Origin of the sequence: Nonomuraea sp. NPDC049480, from assembly GCF_044465905.1 — a bacterium.
GTDB lineage: Bacteria > Actinomycetota > Actinomycetes > Streptosporangiales > Streptosporangiaceae > Nonomuraea.
This window is the reverse complement of sequence record NZ_JBITMD010000013.1, coordinates 120,179-146,110: the sequence shown is the minus strand read 5'-3', so window position 1 is coordinate 146,110 and position 25,932 is coordinate 120,179. Positions and strand designations below refer to the sequence as shown.

The following is a 25,932-nucleotide window of genomic DNA, read 5'->3' as shown; positions in this document are numbered from 1 at the left end:
CGGCATTCACGTGTTCTCCTCGCTGACCAGTAGCGTCCGGGCCTCGCGCGGCGTCGCCTCGATCGCCTCGATCAGGGCGCGCCGGGCGGCTGGATCGTTGTTCATGACAGGCGGCCCACGAACGGGGACAGGTGGTCGACCAGCCCGTCGAGCGTGTCGAGGCTGCCGTCGATCTCGACGTCGAAGCCGAACTCGTCCTCGATCGCGTCGATCAGCCGGATGTAGCCCAGCGAGGTGAGGCCGAGCGCCGTCAGCGAGCAGCCGGCCGCGAGCACCTCCGCCGTGGTGAGCTCGCCGTCGCTGGCCTGGGCCACCAGCGCGGCCACGCGCTCCCTCAGCATGTCCGCTCCCGCAGGCGTGCGACCTCCGCCGCGATGCCCATCGCGGTGGCGTCGTCGATGAACAGCTCGAAGGAGAGCTCCACGCCGAGCCGTTCCCGGGTCCTGGCCATGATCTGGGTGATCGTGAGGGAGTGGCCGCCGAGATCGAACAGGTCCTCGTCGGGTTCCACGTCGTCCAGTTCGAGCTCCTTGGCGAAGATCGCCTGAATCTCCCGTACGAGATCGGCGTCCACCGGCCCGTCCTTGACGGCGACGGAAGCGGCGGTGGCCGCGGTGACGGACGCCGCCGGAACGGGACCGGGCAGCGGCAGCCGGTCCAGCGGCGCCTCCGGATCCGCGGCGACCGCCGCCAGCAGCGCGGCAAGGTGCTCCCGGATCCGCTCGGCCCCCGACCGGTCGAGGAGCGCCGGGTTGTACTGCAGCCGCGCCGCCGTACCCGCCTGGTCGTCGACGATCTGCAGGTGGAGCGTGTTGCGCACCCAGCCGTTGAACATCATCCACTCCACCGACGCGCCCAGCCCGGGGAACAGCGGGCTCGTCTCCGGCCGCCGGCGGTAGCTGAGCGACACGGGGGTGAGCGCCGCCCGCGGGCCGATCCCGTCCACGGCCCTGGCCAGCGGAACTTCGCGATGCCGGTACAACCGCCGCAGATCGCCCCGCAGGCTCCGGGCGAACTCGCCGAACGTGCCCCCCTCGGGGGCCCCGATCACAGGCAACTCGTTGACGAAGGCGCCCACGTGGTCCCTGCTCCCATCGGTCCGCGTGGACAGATCCACGCCGACCGCGGGCCGCGCGTTGCCGTACGCGCGCAGCAGCGCCACGAACGCGGCCAGCACCGCCTCGAAACGGGTGACCTCCAGACGCTCGGCGAGCCCGCCGAGGTCCTCGACGACGAAGTCGAGGGCGGAGCCGGGCGCCGCGGCCACGGACACACCGGTCAAGCCGGGCAGGCACAGCTCCCGCTGGTCCTGCCACTGCGCCTGCCACTGGGCCGCCCAGTACCGCCGCGCGCCCGGCAGCGCTTCCGCGAGCCTGACCTGCTGCTGGACCGCCACCTCCGGGTACGTCGCCCCCAACGGCGCCGGCGCCGCGCCCCCGTACCAGGCGGCCAGATCCCGCAGCAGAATGTCCTTGGACTCACCGTCGAACACCGCGTGATGGGCCTGGAACAGCAGCACATGCCGCTTGGCGTCCTCCCGGATCAGCGTGAACCGCGCCGCGGGCCCGTCGACCGGATCGACCGGCCCGGCCAGCTCCTCCTGAAGATCGCCGCCTTCACGCATCGGCGGCACCGCATCGGGGACCACCCGCAGCTCACCGCCGTCCTCGGCGAGCACGCCGCCCAGCACGGGATGCCTGCGCGCCACCTCCTCACACGCCTCTCCCAGAGCCACCACGTCGAGCGGCCCGTCCAGCCACACGGCCAGCGGCATGTGAAAGGCCCGCCCGGCGACCCCGGCCCGCTCGGTGAGCCACATCCCCTGCTGCGCAGGTGAGGCCGGCCACGATCCGGTCATCTTCCGCCTTCTTTCTCCACAGAGCTCGCTTTCTCTACGGGGCCCGCCTGCTCCTGCTTCAGGAGGTCGCGCAGGTCGGACTTGACGACCTTGCCCGAGTGGTTCCGGGGCAGGCGGTCCACAAAAATCACTCGTGCCGGCAGTTCGTGCGGGGCCAGCCGTGTCATGAGGAAGGCCCGCAGCTCCGTCACGCGCGGCGCCCGCGAACGGGGCACGACGGCGGCGGCCAGCACGGTGCCCAGCACGGGGTGCGGCACGCCGGTGACCGCCGCCTCGGCCACGTCCGGGTGTTCGTGCAGCGCGTCCTCCACCTGCACGGTCGACACCTTGTACGCCCCGGACTTGACGACGTCGCTCTCCCGGTCGACGAGGTACAGGTAGCCGTCCGCGTCGAGGTGACCCAGATCGCCCATCCGCACCCACCCGTCCCGGAAGGTGTGCCCGCTGGCCCGCTCGTCCCGGTAGTACGAGCGCGCGGCGGCGGGGGACCTCAGCCAGATCTCCCCCGTCTCCCCGGCAGGCAGCGGCCGGCCGTCGGGGCCGGTGATCCTCAGTCCGCTGCCGAGCGCCGGCCGGCCCAGGGCCGCGGGCCGCGACGGGTCGTAGATCATGACGGTCTGGGCGGGCGCCGCCTCGGTCGAGGTGTAGTAGTTCGTCACGGTCGCCTTGGGGAACGCCGCCGCCAGCCGCGCGCACAGCGCCGCCGGCAGCGCCGACGCCGCCGACCCGAGCAGGACCACGCCCGAGAAGTCGTGCCGTTCATGCAGCCCGGCGTTGAGCAGCTCAAGTGCCATCGCGGGCACCAGGAACACGGTCCCCACCCGCCGCGACTCGATCAGCCTGGCGAACCTGCCCGGGGTGAACCGCGCCAGGGTCAGCACCGCCGGCCGCGCGTCCAGCGCGTTGATCAGCATGGCCTGGCCGGCGTTGGTGCCGATCGGAAACGCGTGCAGCAGGAGCCGCGAATGCCCGAACCTCCGGCGGTTGGCCCGGGTGGCGCTGCCGTAGGTGAGGTTGGCGTGGGTGGCCGCCACCGCCTTGGGCCGGCCGGTGGTGCCGGAGGTGTAGAGGATCTGCGCCAGATCCCCCGGCCCCGGCGGCTCGGGTTCCCACGAACCGGGCTCCAGCTCGGCCGGTACGGCGCTCCAGTACCCGCCGTCCGGCGGCGCGGCCGGCCCCTCGCCGGCGTGCAGCACGCCGGTCGCCGAGCAGTGGCCCAGCATGTACGCCACCTCGGCCGGAGCGAGCCGATCGGAGATCGGCACGGCCACCCCGCCGGCGAGCTGCGCGGCGCAGTAGGCCACGGCGAAGTCGGTCCAGTTCTCGGCCCCGAACAGCAGCCCCACCCGATCGCCCCGCCGCACCCCGCGCCGGACCAGCCCGCGCGCCAGCGAGTCCGCCCGCGCCTGCCACTCCGCGAAGGTCAGCGTGCCGCCCCCGGCGACCTCCAGTGCGACCCGCTCGGGCTCCTCCGCGACCCGCCTGGCGAGCAACTCCGGAACGATCATGACTCGCCCCCGGCGCGCCGCCGCAGTTCCTGGATGCCGACGAGATCATCGGGCAGCGCGTCGGGCACCTCGCCGTCGAACCGTGCCAGCACCCGCACCCGCATCGCGCACACCGCGATCACCGCGATGGCCAGCCCGAAGGCCACGTACATCAGCCCGATCCCGCGCCCGTCCCCCGTCCCGAGCAACGCCCCCGCCGTCGCGGCCAGCGGCCCGTCCGGCGCCATCAGCGGCTCGAACACCGCCGCCCCGTACGGCGCCACCAGCCCGAACCCGATCGGCAGCGTGGACCAGGCGACGAGCGTGTTGAGCGCGATGACCCGCCCGTGGAACCGCTGCGGCACCTTGACCTGAATGATCGTCGCGTACACCCCGTTGAGCAGCGTCAGGCACAGCGACATCCCGAACGCCCCCACGGTGATCGCCGCCAGATCCGCCCGTACGCCGACGACCACGCAGAACACCGCCAGCGCGAGCGTGGACAGCAGCACCCCGCGCAGCCGCCGCCGGCGCGGCCCGCCCCACACGGCCATCAGCGCCCCACCGGCCAGCACGCCGATCCCCCCCGCCAGCGACACCTGCCCGACGTCCTGCAGCGTCGCGAACGACAACACCAGCGGCGAGATCATCAGGAACAGCGGCGACAGGAACACGTTCAGCACGGCGAAGAACACCAGCATCCCGCGGAAGCTCCGATTTCCCCAGGTCAGCCGCCAGCCCCCGGCGATCTCCGCCATGACCGTCTCGCGCCGCCGCCACGCCATGCTCCGGGGGAACCGGACCGCCAGCACGACCGCGACCGCGAACGCGTACGACAGCACGTCGATGACGAGGATGCCCTCCAGCCCGATGACCGCCATCAGCCCGACCGCCACCAGCGGCACCACCACCTGGGCCGTACCGGTGACGAGCTGCACCACCCCGTTGGCGTGGCCGAGGAACCGCTTGGGGACGAGTTGCGGGATCGCCGAGCCGTACGCGAACCGCTGGAAGGTCAGCGCGACCGACAGCAGCGAGAGCAGCGGGTAGACGTGCCAGATCTCCAGGTTGCCGGTCCACAGCAACACCCCCAGGATCAGCTGCACGCCACCCGCGACGACGTCCGCGACGAGCATCACCACGCGCCGGTCGTACCGGTCCACGATGGCCCCGGCCAGCGGCGCGACCAGCATGCCCGGCAGCAGCCCGAGCACCGCGAACAGCGCGAAGTTCGCCAGCGAGCCGGTGGTCGTGTAGATCCACAGCGGCACGGCGAACTCGGTCAGCGCCGATCCCAGGATCGACACCAGCTGCCCGGCCGCGACCAGCGAGAACCGCCCCATGCTCGGCCGCACCCGACGAGCCCCGGAGGTGTCGGAGGTATCAGAGGTGTCGGAGGTGTCGGAGACCGGCGAATCTCCAGAGGACACACCCTCCAGCCACCACGTGGATCGCGGTGTGCGTGCCAGCCGCTCTGCCCGCCCCTCGGCGATGGCGCGGTGCGTGCCGGTCACGATGGCCGCCAGCTCCTCGGCCCGGTATTTCAGGAAGAAGTGCCCCGCCTCGTCCAGCACGACCAGGGCCGTCAGCTCCGACAGCACGTGCCATTCGCGGTACCGCTCCTGGTAGAACTCCATCGCCGGGTCGCGCTCGCCGGCCAGCGCGATCACCGGCGCCCGCAGCGGGGTCGCGGACTCCTCGAACATGCGCGTGAAGTACCGCTCCGCCTGCCGGGTGCCGCGCCGCCGGTTGCGGACCATGAGGTCGAGCTGGTCGCGGCCGACTTCCTCCACGTCCAGGCCGGCCGACCGCAGGTCGTCGATCCAGGCCTGGTCGCCGCGGACGCGCTCCATGAGCTCGGTCAGGCCGGCGAGGCGGCCGCGAGGGCGGGCGAAGGGGAAGACGCCGCCGAGGTACACCGCCTCGACCTCGCGGCCGGCGTCCTCCAGCCGGCGGGCGATCTCCGCGATCAGCATCACGCCGAGGCCGCAGTGGCCGTACAGGGTGACGGGGCCCTCGATGCCGTCGAGGATCTCCTGTACGCATCCGTCGGCGACCTCGTCCAGCGGCCGGGCCTCCTCGCCCAGTTCGTGCCCGGGCACGGCGATCGAGTACAGCGCCCAGTCGGCCGGCAGCGCGTCCGCCAGCGGCTGGTAGATGACCGCGCTGCCGCCCCCGTACGGCGCGCAGATCAACGTCGAGGCGGCCGTCCTGGCGGGCGTGAGCCGGTGCAGCAGGCGGTGCGGGCCGTCTCCGCCCGACTCCAGCAGCGCGGCCAGCTCCCGCACGGTGCGGTGCTTGAACAGGTCGAGCACGGTGACGGTACGCTCCGGCGCCACCTGCCTGAGCCGGGCCACCACCCGCATGGCCAGCAGGGAGTGCCCGCCGAGCTCGAAGAAGTCGTCCGTGGCACCGACCTCCGGGACGCCGAGCAGCTCGGCCCACACGGCGGCGACGGTCTGTTCGGCGGCGGTCCGCGGCGGCTCGAACCGGCCGGTCGTCTCCGGCGCCGGGTCGGGCAGGGCGCCCCGGTCCACCTTGCCGTGCGACTTCAGCGGCGGCGGCTCGTCCAGCCACACGTACCTGGCGGGGATCATGTAGTCGGGCAGCCGCTCGGCCAGCCACGCCCGCACCTCGGCGGCCTCCGGCCGGGCCCCGGCGACGGACTCGGCGCCGGACCCGCCGACGAGGTACGCCACGAGCACACCGCCGCGCATGTCGGCGATCGCCGACGCCACGCCGGGACACCGGCCGAGCACCGACTCGACCTCGGCCAGCTCCACCCGGTAGCCACGGATCTTCACCTGCAGGTCGCGGCGGCCGAGGAACTCCAGGTTCCCGTCCGGAAGGTGACGGGCCAGATCACCGGTGCGGTACATGCGCGCGCCGGCCGGACCGTACGGATCGGGGAGGAATCGTTCCGCGGTCAGGGCGGGACGGTCGAGATACCCCCTGGCCAGGCGATCCCCGCCGAGGTACAGCTCCCCGGCGACGCCGACCGGCACCGGCTCCAGACGCTCGTCCAGCACGTACGCCCGAGCCCCCGGCAGCGGCCTGCCGATGGGCAGCGTGGTGGTCGTGCCGCCACCGCCCTCGACCGTGCCCTCGACCGGGCCCTCGACCGCGTATGTGGTGACTCCCACCGTCGCCTCGGTCGGCCCGTAGTGGTTGACGACCCGGCAGCGCCCGGACGCGGCCAGTTCCCCGGCCCAGTCGCGAGGCGACGCCTCACCGCCGAGGATCAGCAGCTTGCGCGGCAGCACATCGGCCTGTAAGGCGGCCAGATGCGACGGAGTGATCTTGAGGTAGTCGATGCCCGCGTCCCGGACGTACTCGGCCAGCTCATGCCCCGCCGTGCGCGGCGCGATGATGTGCAGCGTCCCGCCGGTCATCAGGCACGCGTAGAAAACCGTCACCCCGAAGTCGAAGGCCAGCGACTGCAGCAGCCCGTACGAGCCGCCGGGTTCGATCTCCAGCCGCTCCCGCAGGCCCGCGAGATAGACGAGCGCCTGCCGATGCTGGATCGCGACGCCCTTGGGCCTCCCGGTGGTACCGGACGTGTAGATGACGTAGGCCAGGTCGTCGGGGGTCACGTCACGGGAGACCGGCATCACGTGGCCGCCGGGATCCCCATCGGGCTCGTCGAGGTCACCGGAGCCGTCGAGGCCGACTGTGACCAGCCCATCGGGTAACCGCCCCCTCGAGGACGAATCGGCCACCGCGATCCGCACCCCGGCGTCCTGCACCACGTACGCCAGCCGCTCGCCCGGATGCTCCGGATCCAGCGGCAGATACGCGGCCCCCGCCTTGAGCACACCGAGCACCGCCACGGCCAGTCCGGCCGACTGCTCCAGGCACACCGCCACCCGCTCCCCGGGCCCGGCGCCGAGGGCCCGCAGCCGCCGGGCCAGCCGATCGGCGCGGGTGCCGAGCTCGCCGTACGTGAGCGAGACGCCCCCCGCGACCACCGCCACCGCTTCGGGATCCCGCGCGGCGACGACCTCGTGCAGCAGCCGGATCCCGGCGGGCGGCGCCGGCTCGGCGATCCCGAGGGCCAGCACACGCCGCCGCTCGTCCGGGCCGAGCAGCGGCAGCCGGGAGATCGGCAGATCGGGGTCGGCGACCGCCGCCCGCAGGAGCGTCTCCAGGCATCCCACCAGCCGCCGCGCCGTGTCCTCCCGGAACAGCGCGGTGCTGTACGCGAGCTGCCCGTGCAGCCCGCCGCCGCCCTCGAAGAGATAGAGCGCCAGGTCGAACCGGCTGGCCACGGTGGGGATCGGGTACGGCTCCGCGCCCAGCCCGGAGGTGTCCAGGGTCCGGCCGCGATAGTTCTGCAGCGCGAACATGGTCTGGTACACCGGCGTACGGCTGACGTCCCGCTCCACGGCCAGCTCGGTGACGAGCCGGTCGAACGGCAGCGCCTGATGCGCGAAGGCGTCCAGGGTGGCGTCGCGGACCCGGCCGAGCAGTTCGCCGAAGGTCGGATCGCCGCGCAGGTCGGCCCGCATGGCCAGGGTGTTGATGAACGGCCCGACGACCCCCTCCAGCTCGGGCAGCTCCCGCCCGGACACCGGCGACCCCACCGCGAAGTCGTCCTGCCCGGCGAACCGGCCGAGCAGCACCTGGAAGGCGGCGAGCAGCGTCATGTACGGCGTGGCCCGGTGCGCCTTGCCCAGCTCCGCGATCGACGCGGTGAGGGCGGGGTCCACGATGACGTCCACGGCGGCGCCGGTCCAGCGTTGCTCGGCGGGCCGGGGCAGGTCGGTCGGCAGCTCCAGGGCGGGCACCCCGTCCAGCCGGGACACCCAGTAGCGCACGTCGTCGTCGAAGGTCCGGCCGCGCTGCCAATGGGCGTAGTCGCCGAACTGCAGCGGCACCGGCGGCAGCTCCCGGCCCGCGTGCAGCGCCAGCAGCTCCTGGAACAGGATGTCGCACGACCAGCCGTCGGTGATCGCGTGGTGCATGGTGAGCAGCAGCACGTGCTCACGCGTGGTTTCCTCTGGGGCCGGCCGCACCAGCAGGGCGCGCAGCAGCGGCGGGCGTGCCAGGTCGAACGGCCGGGTCAGTTCCCCGTCGATCTCGCCGGGGTCGGCGGTGACGCGGAACTCCACGACCGGCTCCTCGGCGATCAGCACCTCCGGGCGGCCGTCCGGGGTGGTGACCAGGCTGGTACGCAGGCTCTCGTGCCGCCGCGTGAGCTCCGTCAGCGCCCTGGCCAGCGCGTCCTCGTCGAGTTCGCCGGTCAGCCGGACCGCGAACGGCACGGTGTAGGCGGCCGTGCCGGGGGCGTACTGCTCAAGGAACCACAATCGCTCCTGCATGGCCGAGGGTGGCGGCGCGGTGCCGGGATCACGGCGGGGAACGCTGACCTTGGTGGCGCGCGCTCGAAGGCGACGCTCCAACAGAGCCTGCTTGGCCGGCGAAAGGGAGCTCTTGGTCACGCGTCTTTCTCCTCGGAACACACGGTTGTACACGTACACGTACGAGGTCCGCGGCGATGACGCTCCAGACCGGGATGTGCTGCAGTGCGATCGGTGTAGCCGGAAGGGCTAAGCCTGTGCAGGCCGTGGGAACGCTCCCACGAGGGAGGCTAGGTTTCGGCCCCACCGAGGTCAAGGCCCAGATCGGCATTTCCCGCTGCCCATCGTGATCTAACAAGAACAATTCGCGATGTGCGCACGTCACACCCCCGTTTCAGGGCTTTCTATTTTTCGAACCCTTGACAAGTCGGAAACCTTTTCGTCATTTTTTGGGAGCGCTCCCAGCATCCTTGACCTGCGGGTGTCGTATCCGGGCTGGTCAAAGCGCATGGTGGCACTCGTCCGGGGGCCATCGTGAGCGAACGTCATCGTCTGCCTCCGGCACCGCACGAACGCAGCCGCCGCTCGCGGCAGGAAATCCTCGAGGCGGGATATGCCCTGCTCGAGGAGGGCGGCCCGCAGGCGCTCACGACCGCAGCGGTGGCAGCCCGGGCCGAGATCAGCCGACGCATCATCGGCAGGCACAATGCCGGCGGCCACCGATGTTTGTCGTTCGCTGCTGCTATAGATTGCGCCACCACCTGACATTTCACGAAACAGGGCGCGCAAATGGCATTAGTGACCCTCTCCCCCCTGGCGCAGCGCCTGTTCAGGCTGCTCGCCGGGACGGCGAACGACCCCACCTACTGGCCCGACGCCTCCCAGCTGAGCGTCGGGCTGGTCGGGCTGGGCAGCGGCGCGCCGGTGCAGGCCGGCGACGGCATCCCGATGGCGGCGCGGTACGCGATCGACGAGCAGGCCAGGCAGCGGCTGGTCGCACCGGCCCGCGAGCTGGTCGAATACCTGCTGCAGGACGGCAGACGATCGGGCGAGCCCTTCTCCGTGCTGGTGGCGGCGGGGCTGGCGGGAATGGACGCCGAAGTGCGCGCCCGGCACGCCGAGGTGCTCGGGCCGATCGCGGTCGCCGAGATGGACGTGCTGCTCGGCTGGGACGTGGAGCGGCGGGCGCTGTTCGCCGAGGCGGTGCGGGAGCGGCCGGGCCATCCTGACCCGCTGCCACTCGCAGTGCTCGAATGGCTCAGCGGCCTGCCCGGCTACCTGGACTTCGCCCGGACCGCTCTGGAGACGGCCGCGGCCCGCGTCGCGTCGATCCACGCCGGCGAGATCCCCTACCGAGCGGAGAAGGCGTTCGGGGACGGGGAGAAGGCGAGCATCGGCCGGGCCGTACGGCTGGCACTCCTGCGGGACGAGCCCTGGCTGCCCGATCTGCTGGACACGCTGGTGCGCGGGATCGCGGTAGCACCCACCCAGGCCAAGACCCTGCCCTCCCAAGGAGTGCTGTTCGAGATCGCCCGCGCGGCGGAGAAACACCCGACTCCCGAGACGATCTCCGCGCTGCGCGCTGCCCGCCGGGCCACCCGGAACCCCGCGGTGTCCAAGGTGCTGGACCGCATGTTCAAGCGCATCGAACCCGCCCTGGGCAACCGGCTGGAGGTGGCGTTCCGGCTGCCCGACGGCCGGGTACGGCAGGCCGTCGGCGAGCACACGGCGGTGATCTCGACCGACGGCGAGGTGAAGCTGTCGTGGTGGCACGGAGAGAAGGAACTGAAGGCGGTCCCGGCGGCGGTCAAGCGGGAACACCCCGACGAGGTCAAGCGGCTACGCGAGCTGGCCAAGCAGACCCAGCAGCAGCGGGCCACCCTGATCAGGGCCCTGGAGGCCGGATACGCCGGCGAGACGGCTCCGCCGTACCGGCAGTTGGAGGGGCACTCGGTCACCGAGCGGCTGATCTGGGAGTTCGAGGTCGCGCCCGGCGTGTGGCGCGGCGAGCTGGGGTTGACCGTCCCGGACGTGCCGGTGCGGCTGTGGCATCCGGCCCGCGCGTCAGTGGAGGAGGTGAGCGCCTGGCGGGACGTGGTGCAGAGCAAGGAGCTGCGCCAGCCGTTCAAGCAGGCCTTCCGCGAGCTGTACCTGCTCACTCCCGCCGAGGAGGCGACCGGGACCTACTCCAACCGGTTCGCCGGGCACGTGGTGGACCGACGCAGGCTCGGTGCGCTGTTCAAAGAGCGGGGCTGGGCGTCCGACTTCCTGGGGCCGTGGGACGGCGGCCACGACGGGGACGCCCAGCGGGTGATGGCGGGCGGACGGTGGCGGGTGTCACTGAGCCATGGTCTGTACGAAGAGGACTACGCGGCCACCGGCGAGGTCCGCTTCCACCGGCTGGCCGAGGGCAGGTGGCACCAGGCGCCGTTGACGGAGGTGCCGGCGCTGGTGTTCAGCGAGGCGATGCGGGACGTCGACCTGTTCGTGGCCGTCGCCTCGATCACGGCCGATCCCCGGTGGGCCGACCACGGGCCGGACCGGATGCGGGACTACTGGCGGGCCGGCTCGTTCGCGGCGCTGCAGCCCTCCGCCCAGGTGCGCAGGGACGCGCTGTCCCGATTGATCGGGCGTACGGCTATCGCCGACCGGTGCACCATGACCGAGCGCTTCCTGGTGGTTCGGGGGGATCTGCGCACCTACAAGATCCACCTGGGGTCGGCGAACATCCTGATGGAACCTGACGACGCCTACCTGTGCATCGTCTCCACACGCGTCCCCCACGCCGATCTGTTCCTCCCCTTCGAGGAAGACGGCCGGTTGGCGCTCATCCTCAGCAAGGCTTTCCTCCTGGCGAACGACACCGCCATCACCGACCCCTCCATCACCCGCCAATTCCGGGATTGATCCATCGCAGGAAAGGAACGGACGGCTTCACGCCCCGCTGCGAAGCAGCGCGACGCTGTGGGGAAGGGGGCCCGTGGCGATGTACGTTTCATGGGCCTGCGGCGGGCCTCGCCGAAGCGCTTTCATATCGCCCCTGGTCAGAGAGGGAAAGAGTGGCCACAACGGCCTGATGGGACTTCTCAGAACGGAAGTCGCGTCGCGGGCCTGGTTGTGACGGCGGGTGAGCGGATACCGTCCGGTCGGGCACGTCAGGGCGCGGAACCTGCCCGGCCGGTGTCGTACTCCGCTCGTTTCCGGGCGTGTTGCGAGCCCCGACGCGCTCCGGTCCCGGGGACCCTGTGCCCTCCGGACCCCGACGAAGCCCCGTCTCTGGAGCCGACATGCCAGCAAAACGCTGGGCAGCCCCCGCGTTGCTCGCCTTGTCCCTGCCGCTGCTCACCTCCCTGACCGTACTCACCCCACCGGCCGCCGCCGTGACGTTCCCGTCGTCGTCCGTCGCGGACAGCGGCGCGGAGGCGGCAAATGCCTCCAGGGTGCCGCTGGAAGAGATCAACGCGACCACCACCCAAGTCGCCTTCGGGTTACGCCGTCCCACCGCCATCGCCGCCCCCGACGACGGGACGAACAGGCTGTTCATCACCGAGAAGCGCGGGACTGTGCGTGTCTACCACCCGGACACCGGTCTCGGACAGAACCCGATCATCGACATCACAGCGTCGGTGGACGAATCCGGCAACGAGCGGGGGCTGCTCGGCATCGCTGTCTCGCCGGACTTCGCCGAGAGCCAGGACCTGTACCTGGCCTACACCGCGCTGCCCGACGGCGCGGTGACCCTGGCCCGATACAGGCTGGACGACGCGAGCCTCGAGCCCTTGCTCTCCCAGGAGCACGCCGAGCACAGCAACCACAACGGCGGCCAGATCACCTTCGGCACCGACGGCAACCTGTACATGAGCATCGGCGACGGCGGCGGCGCCGGTGATCCCTTCGACACCGGGCAGCGCCTGGACACTCTGCTGGGCAAGATCCTGCGCGTCGACGTCAGCCGGAGGTGCGGCGACCTGGCCTACTGCGTTCCCGAGGACAACCCGTTCGTCGGCGTCGAGGGTGCGCGGGAAGAGGTCTGGATGTACGGCGGGCGCAACCCCTGGCGCTTCTCCGTCGACCCCGCGGACGGCTCGATGTGGGTCGGCGACGTCGGCCAGGGCAGGTGGGAGGAGATCAACCACATCAAGGCCGGACGGCAGGCCGGCGCGAACCTCGGCTGGTCCTGCTTTGAAGGACTGGAGGTGTTCGACGAGGCCCAGTGCCGCTCCGGCGCCGAGTACACCAAGCCGGTCTTCACCTACTCCCCGCACACCGGCGGCTGCGCGGTCATCGGCGGAGTGGTGTATCACGGCGAGGAATTCGCCGACCTGGTCGGCGGCACCTACATCGCCACCGACTACTGCTCCTCCACCGTGTGGGCGCTGCGCGAGGACGGCGCGGGCGGCTACCTTGCGGCCGAGATCGGCCAGACGCCCACGCAGGTCACCGCGTTCGGCACCACGCCGGAGGGCGAGATCTACGTCGTCAACGATCTTCCCGGCGGCCTGCACCGCGTCTCGTTCGAGCACGCGAAGCCGACCTGTCAGATCCGGTACTCCACACAGATCTGGGGTCGCGGCATGACCGTCGACCTCACCATCACCAACACCGGCACCACACCGATCAACGGCTGGGCACTGCGATTCCCCCTCGCCCGGGGACAGCGCATCATCTCGGACTGGAACACCGATCTCACCCAGAGCGGTGACATCGTCACCGCGGTCAACGCCACCCACAACGGCTCCATCGCCCCCGGCCAGAGCGTCACCATGGGCTACCTCGCCGGTCACACGGGCGACGCGTCCCTGCCGAGCCGGTTCTCCCTCAACAGAGACACCTGCGCCGTCGACCGGTGACCGGTGCCCTGCCGGTCGCCGATCTGGTCGGGCGGGGCGGCACAGCTCGTGCGTGTCCCGGCGTTCAAAGCAGGGCTTCGGCGGTGATGGGCAGCTCGCGGATGCGGCGGCCGGTGGCGTGGAAGACGGCGTTGGCGATGGCGGGCGCCACGCCGACATGAACCACTTCGCCGAGGCCCTTGACGCCGATGGGGCTGGCCTCGCGGTCCTCGCCGTCCAGATAGATCGCCCGCAGGTCCGGGACGTCGGCGTTGACCGGGACGAGGTAGTCGGCGAGGTTGGCGTTGACGATCCTGCCGTCGTGGTGGTCGGTGACCGTCTGCTCCAGCAGGGCCGTGCCGATGCCGCCCACCATGCCGCCGAGCGCCTGGCTGTCGGCGAGTTTGGGACTGATGATCCGTCCCGCGTCGTAGACGCCGAGCATCCGCCGGACCCGGACCAGGCCGAGGCGGTGGTCCACGGCGACCTCGGCGAACGTCGCGCCGTAGGCGAACAGGGAGAACCGGCTCTCTGCCGGGGTGAAGGAGCCCAGCGATCGGAGGTGGGGGCGGTTGTCGCGGGCCAGAAGCTGCTGGTACGTCTCCCCGCGCGCGGGGTCGTCCCTGACGTGCAGCCGGCCGCCGCTGACCGCGACGTCCGCGGCGTCGACGCCGTGCAGCGGCGATCGCGCGTCCCCGACGGCCAGCTCGATCGCTTGGCGCCGCAGCTTGTCGCAGGCGTCCTGGACGGCGGACCCGACGCTGGCCATGGTCTGTGAGCCGCCGTGCGCCGGCGTCGGCGGCATGGCGGAGTCGCCGAGCCGGAACTCCACGTCCCGCACGGTCAGCCCGAGGGCGTCGGCGGCGACCTGGGTCATGGAGGTGTACGTGCCGGGGCCCATGTCGCTGGTCGCCGCCTCGACCAGAGCAGTGCCACGTGCGTCGAGCAGGACCCGGGCCTGGGCCGCGTTCCGCAGGGTGCGGTGGACGCCGGCGGCCATGCCCATGCCGATCAGCCAGTCGCCGTCGCGGGTGGAACGTGGTTCGGGGGCGCGCCGGTCCCATCCGAACTCGCGGGCGCCGACGGTGCAGCACTCGCGCAGCCGCCGGGTGGAGAACGGCGTCCCGTTCGACTCGTCCTCGGACGGGTCGTTGCGCCGGCGCAACTCGATGGGGTCGATGCCGAGTTCGTGGGCGAGTTCGTCCATGGCCGACTCGATGACGTAGACCGCGGTGGCGTGACCCGGGCCGCGCATGTACAGCGGGGTGTTCACATCCAGCGGCACCGTCCGGTACGCCTGGCGGACGTGGGGCATGCTGTAGAGCATCTGCCCCGCCGTCAGAACGCTCTCCTGGAAGTCCTCGTACGACGAGGTCTCAGCCTTGATGTCGTGGACCATCGCGGTCAGCCGGCCGCGCCGGTCGCTGCCCAGGCGCAGACGGTACTCGTACGCGGGCCGGTAACCCGTCCCGGAGTACAGCTGCTTGCGGGTGAGGACGAGCTTGACCGGACGGCCCACTTCGCGCGCGGCGAGGGCCGCGATGGTGACGTGCGGCCAGGCCCGCAGGCCGCCGCCGAACCCCCCGCCCACGAACGGCGAGATGACACGCACCGCATCCCGCTTGATGCCGAACACGGCGGCGAGTTCCCTCTGCGTGCCGACGACCCACTGGGTTTTGTCCCACACCGTGAGCCGGTCGCCGTCCCAGCGGGCGATGGTGGCGTGCGGCTCCGCCGCGTTGTGGTGGTTGCGGGCGGTGCGGTACGTCATCTCCAGCCGTACGGCGGCGGACTGCATGGCCTGGTCGGCGTCGCCGCGCGCATAGGTCTCGGGGTCGTGCGCGGGGGCGCCGGTGAGGTTCGTCGATGGCTTCTCGGCGTCGTAGCGGACCTCGACCAGGCTCGCGCCGTGCTGAGCCGCCTCCGGCGTCGTGGCGACCACGACCGCGACCGGCTGCCCGTGGAAGAGGACCTTGTCGTCCTGGAAGACGCGCAGCCGCCGGCCGCCTTCCGGGTTGTTCGAGCTCGGGTTGGGCCTGTAGGCCAGTTTGGGCGCGTTGAGGTGGCTGATCACCTTCAGGACGCCGGACAGGGCCAGGGCGGCGCGAGCATCGATGCCGGTGATGCGTCCGCGGCCGACGGTGCTGCCGACGACAAAGGCGTGAACGACCCCGCCGGTGGGGTGGTCGGCGGCGTACTTCGCTCGTCCGGTCACTTTCCGGCGCCCCTCCACCCGGGACAGCGGCGCCCCGACGGCTTGCCGGCTCATGCGGCGCCTCCCACGATGCGCAGCTGACGTTCGACGGTGCGCTTGAGCAGTTCGACCTTGAACCCGTTGTGCCGCAGCGGGCGGGCCCCGTCGGCCGCCTGCTCGGCCGCCTCCGCCCACAGCGCCTCCGACGGCCGTTCGCCGATGAGCCGGCGTTCGACGGCGGGCAGTTTCCACGGCACGGTGCCGACGCCTCCGGCGGCGACCTTCGCTTCACGGATCACCCCGCCGCGTACGTGCAGGGCGACCGCCGCCGAGGTCAGCGCGAATGCGTACGACTGCCGGTCACGCACCTTCAGGTATCCGGACCTGAGCGGGCGCGGAAAGGACGGGATCTCAAGGGCGGTGATCAACTCGCCGGGCCGCACGGCCTGTTCCCGGTGCGGGGTGCTGCCCGGCGGCAGCAGGAAGTCGGCGAAGGCGACGCTGCGCCGCCCGTCCGGGCCCAGCAGGTGCACGCTCGCCTCCAGCGCCGCGAACGCCACGGCGACGTCCGAGGGGTGGGTGGCCACGCAGTGGTCGGAGGTGCCGAGGATCGCGTGGGTGCGGTTGTATCCGCTCTGCGCCGCGCATCCCGACCCAGGCTGGCGCTTGTTGCAGCGCGCCGTCACGTCGCGGAAGTACGTACACCGGGTGCGCTGCATGATATTTCCCGCCATGGTGGCCATGTTGCGCAGCTGAGGCGAGGCGCTCATCTCCAGCGCCTGCGCCACGACGGGGAAGGTGGCCCGCACCTTGGGGTGGGCGGCGGCGTCGGCCATCCGTACCAGTGCGCCGATGCGCAGGCCCCCGCCCGCGGTGGTGGTGATCTCGCGCAGCGGAAGGGCGCTGATGTCGACCAGCGTGGCGGGACGCTCGACACTCTCGCGCATCAGGTCGACCAGGGTGGTGCCGCCCGCGATGTAGCGGCCGCCACGACGCCCGGCGGCGAGCGCGCCGGCGACGTCGGAGACCTTGGTGTAGGAGAAGGGGTGCATCGGAGCCGGACCTCACTTCACACTGGCGGCCTGCTCGACCGCTCGGACGACCTGCGCGTAGCAACCGCAGCGGCAGATGTTGCCGCTCATCCACTCCCGGATCTCCTCACGGGAGCCGGTGCGGCCCTCTCGGATGCAGCCGATGCCGGACATGATCTGGCCGGGGGTGCAGTAGCCGCACTGGAAGGCGTCCTGGTCGATGAATGCCTGCTGCAAGGGGTGCAGTTCGTCGTCCTCGCCCGGGGCGAGCCCTTCGACGGTGGTGACCTCGGCGCCCTCCAGTCGCACCGCGAGCGTCAGGCAGGCGTTGACCCGGAGGCCGCCGACCAGGACAGTGCAGGCCCCGCAGGCGCCGGCGTCGCAGCCCTTCTTGGTGCCCGTCAGCCCGAGCTGCTCGCGCAGCAGATCCAGCAGCGAGGTCCGGTTGTCGATCAGCGTGGTGTGTCTCTTACCGTTGACCGTCAGCGAGACGCGACCGCCGAGCGGCGCCTTCGCCCCCGTCCCCGCCGGCTCCGTTCCGAGCGGAGACGGCTCCGGCACCAGATCGCACGCCACGGCCACACCGCCGACAGCCGCCGCCGTCGCCGTCGCGACGAACGTGCGCCGGGACAGCGCCGACGCGGGCTCCGCCTCGGGCGGAACACGTGAGTCCGGGAGGTCGGAAGACATATGCACCCCTCTCGATTCGGTAAAGAATCGGCGCTCACACTCGTCGGCGTGCCCCCGAAGGCATGCCTGTTTCAGCACCGCGCTGTGCCGTGTCACCAAGGAATCCGGCGTCGCAGCGGCCCCCGTGTCCGCGCCGGGAAGTCGGCGGGAACAGGCGGCGATGCTGACCATGTCCCTGGGCCGCTACCCATAAAACCGCTGGTTAACGGCCTGCGGAGGGCCTGCTGAGACACGTGCTGACGGGCCGCCCCGCGGATTCCGGTGAGCGCCCTTTTGTGGGTCCCCTACAACGCAACGGCCCGGCCATGGGCGATGCGGACATTGGTGTGCCCGGCGGTGATCGAGCAGGGTATAGAACAGGTGGAGGCGACGCTTTGGGATGAAGGTCGCCTTTTGCGCTTGATAGCTGGGAGATTCAGTCGGTGTTCAGTCGTGTCGCCATCGTCAATCGTGGAGAGGCCGCGATGCGGCTCATCCACGCCGTCCGGGACCTTTCAGCGGAGACCGGGGTGCGGATCGAGACGGTCGCCCTCTACACCGACGCCGATCGCGACGCCACCTTCGTCCGTGAGGCCGACATCGTCTACCCACTGGGTCCCGCCTCGGCCCGGCCGTACCTCGATCATGCCGTCCTGGAGCGCGCGCTCATCGAGACCGGTGCGGACGCGGCGTGGGTCGGCTGGGGGTTCGTCGCCGAGGATCCGGCGTTCGCCGAGTTGTGCGAGAAGATCGGCATCACCTTCATCGGGCCGAGTGCGGAGGCGATGCGCAGCCTCGGCGACAAGATCGGCGCCAAGCTGATAGCCGAGGAGGCCGGCGTCCCGGTCGCGCCGTGGAGCCGCGGCGAGGTCGCCACCCTGGAGGAGGCGCTGCGCGCCGGCGAGGAGATCGGCTACCCGCTGATGCTCAAGGCGACCGCCGGCGGTGGCGGGCGCGGCATCCGCGTGGTCTCCTCGGAGGAGGAGCTGACCGACGCCTACGAGCGCACCCGCCAGGAGGCGCAACGCGCGTTCGGCTCCGGCGTGGTGTTCCTGGAGCGCCTGGTCACCGGCGCGCGGCACGTCGAGGTGCAGGTCATCGCCGACGGCCAGGGCACCGCGTGGGCGCTGGGTGTCCGTGACTGCTCGGTGCAGCGGCGCAATCAGAAGATCATCGAGGAGTCCGCCTCTCCGGTCCTGACGGATGAGCAGGCCGCCGAGCTGAAGGCGGCGGCCGAGCGGCTGGCCATGGCGGTCGGCTACCGCGGCGCCTGCACCGTCGAGTTCCTCTACCACCCCGGCGAGAGGCTGTTCGCCTTTCTCGAGGTCAACACCCGGCTGCAGGTCGAGCACCCGATCACTGAGATCACCACCGGCACCGACCTGGTCCGGCTGCAGCTGCACGTGGCCGGCGGCGGGAAGCTGGACGGTCCCCAGCCGATCGAGGCCGGCCACGCCGTGGAGGCCCGGCTCAACGCCGAGGACCCCGACCGCGACTTCGCTCCGTCCCCGGGCCGCATCGCGCGCCTGGTGCTGCCCGCCGGGCCCGGCATCCGCGTGGACACCGGCGTCAGGGAGGGCGATGTCATCCCGGCCGACTTCGACTCGATGATCGCGAAGATCATCGCCTATGGCCGCGACCGCGAGCAGGCGCTCGGCCGGCTGCGCCGCGCGATGGCCGACATGACAGTGATCATTGAGGGTGGTGCCACCAACAAGAGTTTCATCCTCGACCTGCTCGACCAGCCCGAGGTCATCGCCGCGAGCGCCGACACCGGCTGGATCGACCGCGTGCGCACCGAGGGCCGCCTGGTCAGCCACCGGCACTCCGCGATCGCCCTGGCCGCCGCCGCGATCGAGGCCCACCGCGACGAGGAGGAGCTGAGCCGCCGCCGGCTCTTTTCCACCGCGTACGGCGGGCGCCCCCAGGTGCAGCACGACCCGGGCCGCCCGCTGGACCTCAAGCTCCGCGGCGTCGGCTACCGGGTGAGCGTGGCCAGGGTCGGGCAGAAGCGGTTCCGCGTCGGAGTCTCGGGCGGCGGTGCCGTACACCCGGCTGACGTCGAGGTCGACCGGTTCGACGCGCACAGCGGCCAGATCGTGGTCAACGGCCGCCGGTTCCGCCTGGTGTCGGCCACGCACGGGCCGATCCATCTGGTCGAGGTCGACGGCGTCACCCACCGGATCAGCCGCGACGAGGGCGGTGTCGTACGCTCCCCGGCCCCCGCGCTGGTCGTGGCGGCGCCGCTGGCGGTGGGCGACGAGGTCGAGGCGGGCACGCCGATCCTGGTCCTGGAGAGCATGAAGATGGAGACGGTGCTGCGCGCGCCGTTCCGCGCCCGGGTCCGTGAGTGCCCGGTGTCGGTGGGCAGCCAGGTCGGGACCGGGGCGCCGCTGATGCGCCTGGAGCCGCTCGCCGATGAGGGCCCGCAGGAGGAGGCGGGCACCGCCGAGATCGACCTGCCCGCCGAGCCGGCGGACGTGTCCGCGGCCGACCGGGTCGAGCGCGGCCTGCAGGACCTTCGCAGCCTGCTGATGGGCTTCGACGTCGATCCGCACGACCACAAGCGGGTGCTGTCGGACTATCTGAGCGCGCGTGCCGAGCTGGGCGGGCAGCTGCTCGAGGGCGAGCTGGACCTGCTCACCGTGTTCGCCGACCTGTGTGAGCTGAGCCGCAACAAGCCGGGCGGCGACCTCGACGCCGCGTCGGCCGACAGCGCGGTGCGCAGCCCGCGCGAGTTCTTCCACACCTACCTGCAAAGCCTTGACGTGGAGCGCGCCGGCCTCAGCGAGAGCTTCCAGGCCAAGCTCACCAAGGTCCTGGCCCACTACGGCGTCGCCGGCCTCGACCGCACTCCGGAGCTGGAGGCCGCGGTATTCCGGATCTTCCTGGCGCAGCAGCGGATGAGCACCGACGTCGCGATCGTGTCGGAGCTGCTGCGCCAGTGGCTGGCCGGCGCGCCACCGCTGGAGTCGCTCAGCGAGCCCGCCGGGCTCACCCTCGAGCATCTGATCGAGGCCACGCAGGTGCGCTTCCCCACGGTGTCGGACCTGGCCCGCGGCGTGGTGTTCCGCTGGTTCGCCCAGCCGCTGCTGCGGCGTAACCGCGCCAATGTGTACGCCGCGGTGCGCGGCCATCTGCGTCACCTGGACCGCAACCCGCAGGCGCCGGACCGCGCCGAGCGGATCCAGGCCATGGTGGCCTGCCCCGAGCCGCTGGTCCGGCTGGTCGGTCAGCGGATCGGCCGGGCAGGGCGCGACCACGCGCCGCTGCTGGAGGTGCTGACCCGCCGCTACTACGGCAACCGCGGGCTGTCGGAGGTCACCGTACGCGAGACCGACGGCTGCCAGTTCGTCACGGCCGAGCGTGCCGGCTCGAGCGGCGCGACGTGCGTGGTCGCCACCGCCGTCGACATCGCCGCTCTGCCCGGCGCCATCGGCGCCGTCGGCACGCTCGCCGCCGAAGCCGCTGAGCGCGGGCTGGTCGCCGACCTCTACGTCACCTGGGAGGACCAGCCCGACGCCGACGCCATGGCCGTACGGCTGGGGCAACTCCTCGCCCAGCACACGCGACCCGCGGCCGTTCGCCGGATCACCATCATCGTCGCGGGCACCAGCGGCGCCGTGATGCACCACCACTTCACCTTCCGGCCCGACGGAGCTCGCGGCGCGGGCTTCGCGGAGGATCGGCTGATCCGAGGCCTGCACCCGCAGATCGCGCGGCGCCTGCAGCTTCAGCGGTGGCGCGAGTTCGACCTCACCCGGCTGCCGTCCGTCGACGAGGAGATCTACCTGTTCAAGGCCGTCGCGAAGAGCAACCCGGCCGACGAACGGCTCATCGCGATGGGCCAGGTCCGCGACCTGACGCCGCTGCGCGAGGCCGACGGCAGGCTGGTCGCGTTGCCCGCGGTGGAGGACGCGCTCATCGCGGGCCTGGACGCGATCCGCAACATCCAGGCGCAACGGCCCCAGAACAAGCGGTTCGACACCAACCGGATCATGATGTACGTCTGGCCGTCGACCGAGATGTCGCAGGACGAGCTGAACGCGCTGGTCCAGCGCATTCTGCCGACCACGGCGGGCGCGGGGCTGGAGGAGGTCCTGTTCGTGGCCCGCCAGCGCAACGCCGCGGGCGAGCTGAGCGAGGTCGCCGTGCGGATCACCCTCGACGCCGGCCACGGCGCGAGCCTGTACGTCGAGAAGCCGTCGACGGAGCCGGTGCAGCCGCTCGACGACTACCGCCAGAAGGTGCTGCGGGCGGCCCGGCGCGGGAACGTCTACCCGTACGAGCTGACCGGCATGCTCGGCCACTTCGTCGAGCACGACCTCGACGAGCACGGCGCGCTCGTGCCGGTCGACCGGCCGAAGGGGGAGAACACCGCGGCGATCGTGGCGGGGGTCGTCACGACGCCGACCGAACGGCACCCCGAGGGCGTCACCCGCGTGGTCCTGCTGGGCGACCCGATCAAGGCGCTGGGCGCGCTGTCGGAGCCGGAGTGCTCGCGGGTGATCGCCGCGCTCGACCTCGCCGAGCGGATGCGGGTCCCGCTGGAGTGGTTCGCGCTGTCAGCGGGCGCACGGATCTCGATGACCTCGGGCACCGAGAACATGGACTGGGTCGCGGCCGCGCTGAAGCGGATCGTCACGTTCACCCAGGCGGGTGGCGAGATCAACATCGTGGTCGCCGGGATCACCGTCGGCGCCCAGCCGTACTGGAACGCGGAAGCGACGATGCTCATGCACACCAAGGGCATCCTGGTGATGACGCCGGACTCGGCGATGGTGCTCACCGGCAAGCAGTCGCTGGACTTCTCCGGCGGGGTGTCGGCCGAGGACAACTTCGGCATCGGCGGCTACGACCGCGTCATGGGTCCGAACGGCCAGGCGCAATACTGGGCGCCCAACCTGCAGGCCGCCCGCGACGTGCTGATGACGCACTACGACCACACCTACATCGTGCCCGGCGAGACGGCGCCGCGGCGGGCCCTCACCGGCGACCCGGCCGACCGCGACGTCTCGTCGTTCCCGCACACGATCGCGGGCAGCGACTTCACCACCGTCGGTGAGATCTTCTCCGCGGAGCACAACCCGGACCGCAAGAAGCCGTTCGACATCCGTACGGTGATGCGCGCCCTGTCCGACCAGGACCACCCGGTGCTGGAACGCTGGGCGGGCATGGCCGACGCGGAGACGTCCGCGGTCCAGGACGTGCACATCGGAGGCTGGCCCGTCTGCCTGATCGGCATCGAGTCCCGGTCGGTGCCGCGGCGCGGCTTCCCGCCCACCGATGGGCCGGACACCTACACCGCGGGCACGCTCTTCCCCCGGTCGTCGAAGAAGACCGCGCGGGCGATCAACGCCGCGTCCGGCAACCGGCCGCTGGTGGTGCTGGCGAACCTGTCCGGATTCGACGGCTCACCGGAGTCGATGCGCAAGCTCCAGCTGGAGTACGGCGCGGAGATCGGCCGGGCGATCGTCAACTTCGACGGGCCGATCGTGTTCTGCGTGATCTCCCGGTATCACGGTGGGGCGTTCGTGGTGTTCTCCAAGGCGCTCAACCCGAACATGACCGTGCTCGCGCTGGAGGGCTCGTTCGCCTCGGTGCTCGGCGGGGCCCCGGCCGCTGCCGTGGTTTTCGCCGGCGAGGTGAACCACCGCACGGCGACCGACCCGCGGGTGACCGGCCTGCAGACGCGGATCTCGGCGGCCAGCGGGGCCGAGCGTGCGGCGCTGAACGCTCAGCTGGTGGAGGTGCAGTCCGCTGTGCGGGCTGAGAAGCTGGGGGAGGTCGCCGCGGAGTTCGACCGGGTGCACAGCATCCAGCGGGCTGTGGAGGTCGGCTCGGTGGACGCGATCATCAGCGCCGCGGAGCTGCGACCCCAGATCATCGAGGCCATCGAACGCGGAATGGGTGCCAGATCGACCGAACGGCCGCGCTGAACCGCCGGCGACCACAGTCGTGGTGGTGGATCATCATCAGGCCGCGCCTCCGGATACACAGGCGAAAACGTGGCGTCCGGCCCCCACCTCGATGGCGTTGTCCGGGTCGGTGGGCAGATGAACGGCGGCGGTGCAGTTCGGGGGCACCACCACGACCAGGGTCAACTGCTCATCGGTACGTTTCCAGCCGACCTCGGCCCGGCCATAAGGAGTGGCGAGACTGGCACGGGCATGGCTGAGACCGTCGCCGGGGCGGGGACGGACGATCAGGCGGCGGTAGCCCGGAGCAGCCGGGGCCAGGCCGGCGATGGTGCGGTGCATCCAGTCGGCGACCGCCCCCAGGGCGTAGTGGTTGAAGGAGGTCATCTCGCCGGGGTTGACGCCACCGTCGGGCAGCAGGCTGTCCCAGCGTTCCCAGATCGTGGTGGCACCCATGGTGACCGCGTAGAGCCAGGAGGGGCACTCGGTCTGCATCAGCAGCCGGTAGGCGTCGTCGACAGCCCCGGCCTCGGTGAGCGCGTCGCAGATGAGCGGCGTGCCGACGAAACCGGTGCCGATCCGGTGACCGTTCTCCCGCACCAGCTCCGCCAGGCGTTCCCCGGCGCGGGCGCGCCGTTCCCCGCCGTCGAGGAGCTCGAACCGCAGAGCGAGGGCGTACGCCGTCTGGGAGTCGCTGCTCACTTTGCCGTCGGGCGTCGCGTAGGCGGTGTCGAAGGCGGCCCTGACCCGCTCGGCCAGCTCCCGGTAGCGCACGGCGTCGTCGGCGCGGCCGAGCAGCTCGGCGGTCTCGGCGACCAGCCGCGTGGAGTACGCCAGGCAGGCGGTGGCGACCAGGCCCGGGTCCGTCTGCGCCTCGAAGGGCCGTTCGGGCGGGGCGGTCGGGTCGAGCCAGTCTCCGAGCTGGGGTCCGGTGTCCCAGAGGAAGGTCTCGCCGGCCAGTCCCGCGATCTGGTCCACCCAGGCGCTCATGCTCGGGTACTGCTCGCGCAGCAGGTTGAGGTCGCCGGTGCGCCGGTGGATCGTCCAGGGCACCACCACGGCCGCATCGCCCCAGGCGGCCGTCGCCACCACGTCCTTGATGGGCTCGAGTTCGATCCATGGCACGAAGACGGGGACGGTGCCGTGTTCGGCCTGTTCGGCGGCCAGGTCGGCGAGCCAGGACGTCAAGGGGCCGGCGCAGTTGTACAGGAAGGCGGCCGTGGGGGCGAAGACCTGGATGTCGCCGGTCCAGCCGAGGCGTTCGTCGCGTTGCGGGCAGTCGGTGGGCAGGTCGACGAAGTTGCCGCGCATGCTCCAGCGGACGTTGTCGTGCAGGCGGTTGAGCAGCGGGTCGGAGCAGTCGAAGGCGCCGATGGGCCGCATGTCGGTGTGGCAGACGACCGCCTGCACGTCGGCGGGGTCCAGTTCGCCCGGCCAGCCGTCGATCTGCGCGTAGCGGAAGCCGTGCGTGGTGAAGCGCGGCTCCCACTCCTCGGGCTCGGCGTCGCCGCGCAGTGTGTACGCGTCGAGCGCGGCGGCGTGGCGCAGCGGGCGCAGCGCGAGCGCGCCGTCCTCCAGGACCTCGGCGTGGCGGAGGGTGACGGTGTGCCCGGCCGGGCCCTGGACGCGGATGCGCAGCCGGCCGGAGATGTTCTGGCCGAAGTCGAGGATGGTCTCCCCGGACGGGCCGGTCAGCATCTCCACGGGAGCCAGGGTCTCCACGCGGCGCACGGGCGGGCCGGTCGGCGCGACGAGCCTGGCGGGATCATGCGGCAGGGCGTCGGCGGGCAGCCAGGCGGCGGCGTCGAAGCCGGGCTGCGACCAGCCGCGCGGCAGCAGGCGGGCGTCGTGCTTCTCGCCGTCGTACAGGCTCGCGGCGGTGACCGGGCCGGAAGCGCAGCGCCACTGATCGTCGGTGACCACGAGGTCACTGGTGCCGTCGGTGTAGGTGATCTCCAGCTGAGCGATGAGCGCGATGCGATCCCCGTAGACGGCGGATCTGCCGCCGGCGAAGCCGATGCGGCCCCGGAACCAGCCGTCGGCCAAGGACGCACCGATGGTGTTGCCGCCCTCACGCAGAAGCCCGGTCACGTCGTGCGTGCGATAGCGCAGCCGATGGTGGTAGCTGGTCCATCCCGGTGCCAGCACATCGTCGCCGACCGGCACGCCGTTGATCTCGAGGTCGTAGAGGCCGTGGGCGGTGACGTACAGGCGGGCCGAGGCGATGGGCGCGCGAAGGGCGAAGTCGCGGCGCAGCAGCGGCGCCGGGCCGTCAGGATCGGACAGCAGTTCACGCGGTGGTGCCGCCGCGTGCGCCTGCCACTCCCCCGGGCCGAGCAGCCCCGCCTCGGCCCACGACCAGGGGCTCCAGTCGCTGATCGAGCCGTCGCGTCCGTGGACCCGCACGCGGGCGCCACGCCGTTCCCGCGAACCCAGTGGTTCGCCCGGCCAAGACACGAGTACCGACTCCCCCGACTCGATGAGGCCCGTCGAAGTTCCGTCGGTGAGCTCGATCTCGTACGCCCGCTGGAGCCACCCGGGAATGTTCGTCAGGGTGATCCACGACAGGCGCGGGGCGCGCTCCCCGATGCCGAGAGGGTCTTGATGGTGTTCGAACGTGACCGGTTCGACGTTCAGAAAGGTCAT

12 protein-coding genes are annotated in these 25,932 nt (G+C 71.7%); 4 read left to right on the top strand and 8 right to left on the bottom strand.

Annotated features, from left to right (window positions below; genetic code table 11):
- Positions 1-101: 101 nt before the first annotated feature.
- Genes ACIBX3_RS33340 through ACIBX3_RS33325 form a run of 4 tightly spaced genes read right to left on the bottom strand, consistent with a single transcriptional unit; the run spans position 102 to position 8,786 of the window.
- On the bottom strand, positions 102-341 hold the full coding sequence (locus ACIBX3_RS33340; RefSeq protein WP_397123992.1) for a phosphopantetheine-binding protein: 240 nt from the start codon (positions 339-341) through the stop codon (positions 102-104).
- Positions 335-1,858, bottom strand: a complete 1,524-nt coding sequence (locus ACIBX3_RS33335; protein WP_397123990.1) for a condensation domain-containing protein — start codon at positions 1,856-1,858, stop codon at positions 335-337. Before ACIBX3_RS33335 ends, ACIBX3_RS33340 begins: the two co-directional genes overlap by 7 nt.
- On the bottom strand, positions 1,855-3,366 hold the full coding sequence (locus ACIBX3_RS33330) for an AMP-binding protein (RefSeq protein ID WP_397123988.1): 1,512 nt from the start codon (positions 3,364-3,366) through the stop codon (positions 1,855-1,857). Before ACIBX3_RS33330 ends, ACIBX3_RS33335 begins: the two co-directional genes overlap by 4 nt.
- Positions 3,363-8,786: an amino acid adenylation domain-containing protein gene (locus tag ACIBX3_RS33325; RefSeq protein ID WP_397123986.1), complete on the bottom strand. Its 5,424-nt coding sequence runs from the start codon at positions 8,784-8,786 to the stop codon at positions 3,363-3,365. Before ACIBX3_RS33325 ends, ACIBX3_RS33330 begins: the two co-directional genes overlap by 4 nt.
- 393 nt (positions 8,787-9,179) lie before the next feature.
- On the opposite strand from ACIBX3_RS33325, the gene ACIBX3_RS33320 reads away from it, so the two are divergent.
- The 3 genes from ACIBX3_RS33320 to ACIBX3_RS33310 all read left to right on the top strand — a co-directional run bounded on the left by ACIBX3_RS33320 (position 9,180) and on the right by ACIBX3_RS33310 (position 13,495).
- Complete coding sequence (locus ACIBX3_RS33320) at positions 9,180-9,410, top strand: TetR family transcriptional regulator (RefSeq protein ID WP_397123984.1); 231 nt, start codon at positions 9,180-9,182, stop codon at positions 9,408-9,410.
- Between the two features lie 24 nt (positions 9,411-9,434).
- On the top strand, positions 9,435-11,552 hold the full coding sequence (locus ACIBX3_RS33315; protein WP_397123982.1) for a DUF4132 domain-containing protein: 2,118 nt from the start codon (positions 9,435-9,437) through the stop codon (positions 11,550-11,552).
- A gap of 380 nt (positions 11,553-11,932) precedes the next feature.
- Positions 11,933-13,495, top strand: a complete 1,563-nt coding sequence (locus ACIBX3_RS33310; RefSeq protein ID WP_397123980.1) for a PQQ-dependent sugar dehydrogenase — start codon at positions 11,933-11,935, stop codon at positions 13,493-13,495.
- A 64-nt stretch (positions 13,496-13,559) separates the two neighbouring features.
- Here the strand turns inward: ACIBX3_RS33310 and ACIBX3_RS33305 are convergent, their stop codons facing one another.
- The 3 genes from ACIBX3_RS33305 to ACIBX3_RS33295 are packed head-to-tail and all read right to left on the bottom strand — an operon-like array spanning position 13,560 to position 17,389.
- Complete coding sequence (locus ACIBX3_RS33305) at positions 13,560-15,743, bottom strand: xanthine dehydrogenase family protein molybdopterin-binding subunit (RefSeq protein WP_397123978.1); 2,184 nt, start codon at positions 15,741-15,743, stop codon at positions 13,560-13,562.
- Complete coding sequence (locus tag ACIBX3_RS33300; protein ID WP_397123976.1) at positions 15,740-16,720, bottom strand: FAD binding domain-containing protein; 981 nt, start codon at positions 16,718-16,720, stop codon at positions 15,740-15,742. The genes ACIBX3_RS33305 and ACIBX3_RS33300 overlap by 4 nt, the downstream gene beginning before the upstream one ends.
- Positions 16,721-16,732: 12 nt before the next feature.
- The gene (locus tag ACIBX3_RS33295; RefSeq protein WP_397123974.1) at positions 16,733-17,389 is read right to left on the bottom strand and encodes a (2Fe-2S)-binding protein; all 657 of its coding nucleotides are present in this window, start codon (positions 17,387-17,389) and stop codon (positions 16,733-16,735) included.
- A 422-nt stretch (positions 17,390-17,811) separates the two neighbouring features.
- Between ACIBX3_RS33295 and ACIBX3_RS33290 the strand changes: the two genes are divergently transcribed.
- Positions 17,812-23,307: a biotin carboxylase N-terminal domain-containing protein gene (locus ACIBX3_RS33290; protein ID WP_397123972.1), complete on the top strand. Its 5,496-nt coding sequence runs from the start codon at positions 17,812-17,814 to the stop codon at positions 23,305-23,307.
- 36 nt (positions 23,308-23,343) lie between these two features.
- Here ACIBX3_RS33290 and ACIBX3_RS33285 read toward each other — a convergent pair whose 3' ends face one another.
- Positions 23,344-25,932: a glycoside hydrolase family 78 protein gene (locus ACIBX3_RS33285; RefSeq protein ID WP_397123970.1), complete on the bottom strand. Its 2,589-nt coding sequence runs from the start codon at positions 25,930-25,932 to the stop codon at positions 23,344-23,346.

Coding starts and splice junctions, on each gene's coding strand:
- ACIBX3_RS33340 (WP_397123992.1), bottom strand. CDS start 341: ATGCTGAGGGAGCGCGTGGCCGCGCTGGTGGCCCAGGCCAGCGACGGC.
- ACIBX3_RS33335 (WP_397123990.1), bottom strand. CDS start 1,858: ATGACCGGATCGTGGCCGGCCTCACCTGCGCAGCAGGGGATGTGGCTC.
- ACIBX3_RS33330 (WP_397123988.1), bottom strand. CDS start 3,366: ATGATCGTTCCGGAGTTGCTCGCCAGGCGGGTCGCGGAGGAGCCCGAG.
- ACIBX3_RS33315 (WP_397123982.1), top strand. CDS start 9,435: ATGGCATTAGTGACCCTCTCCCCCCTGGCGCAGCGCCTGTTCAGGCTG.
- ACIBX3_RS33310 (WP_397123980.1), top strand. CDS start 11,933: ATGCCAGCAAAACGCTGGGCAGCCCCCGCGTTGCTCGCCTTGTCCCTG.
- ACIBX3_RS33305 (WP_397123978.1), bottom strand. CDS start 15,743: ATGAGCCGGCAAGCCGTCGGGGCGCCGCTGTCCCGGGTGGAGGGGCGC.
- ACIBX3_RS33300 (WP_397123976.1), bottom strand. CDS start 16,720: ATGCACCCCTTCTCCTACACCAAGGTCTCCGACGTCGCCGGCGCGCTC.
- ACIBX3_RS33295 (WP_397123974.1), bottom strand. CDS start 17,389: ATGTCTTCCGACCTCCCGGACTCACGTGTTCCGCCCGAGGCGGAGCCC.
- ACIBX3_RS33285 (WP_397123970.1), bottom strand. CDS start 25,932: ATGACCTTTCTGAACGTCGAACCGGTCACGTTCGAACACCATCAAGAC.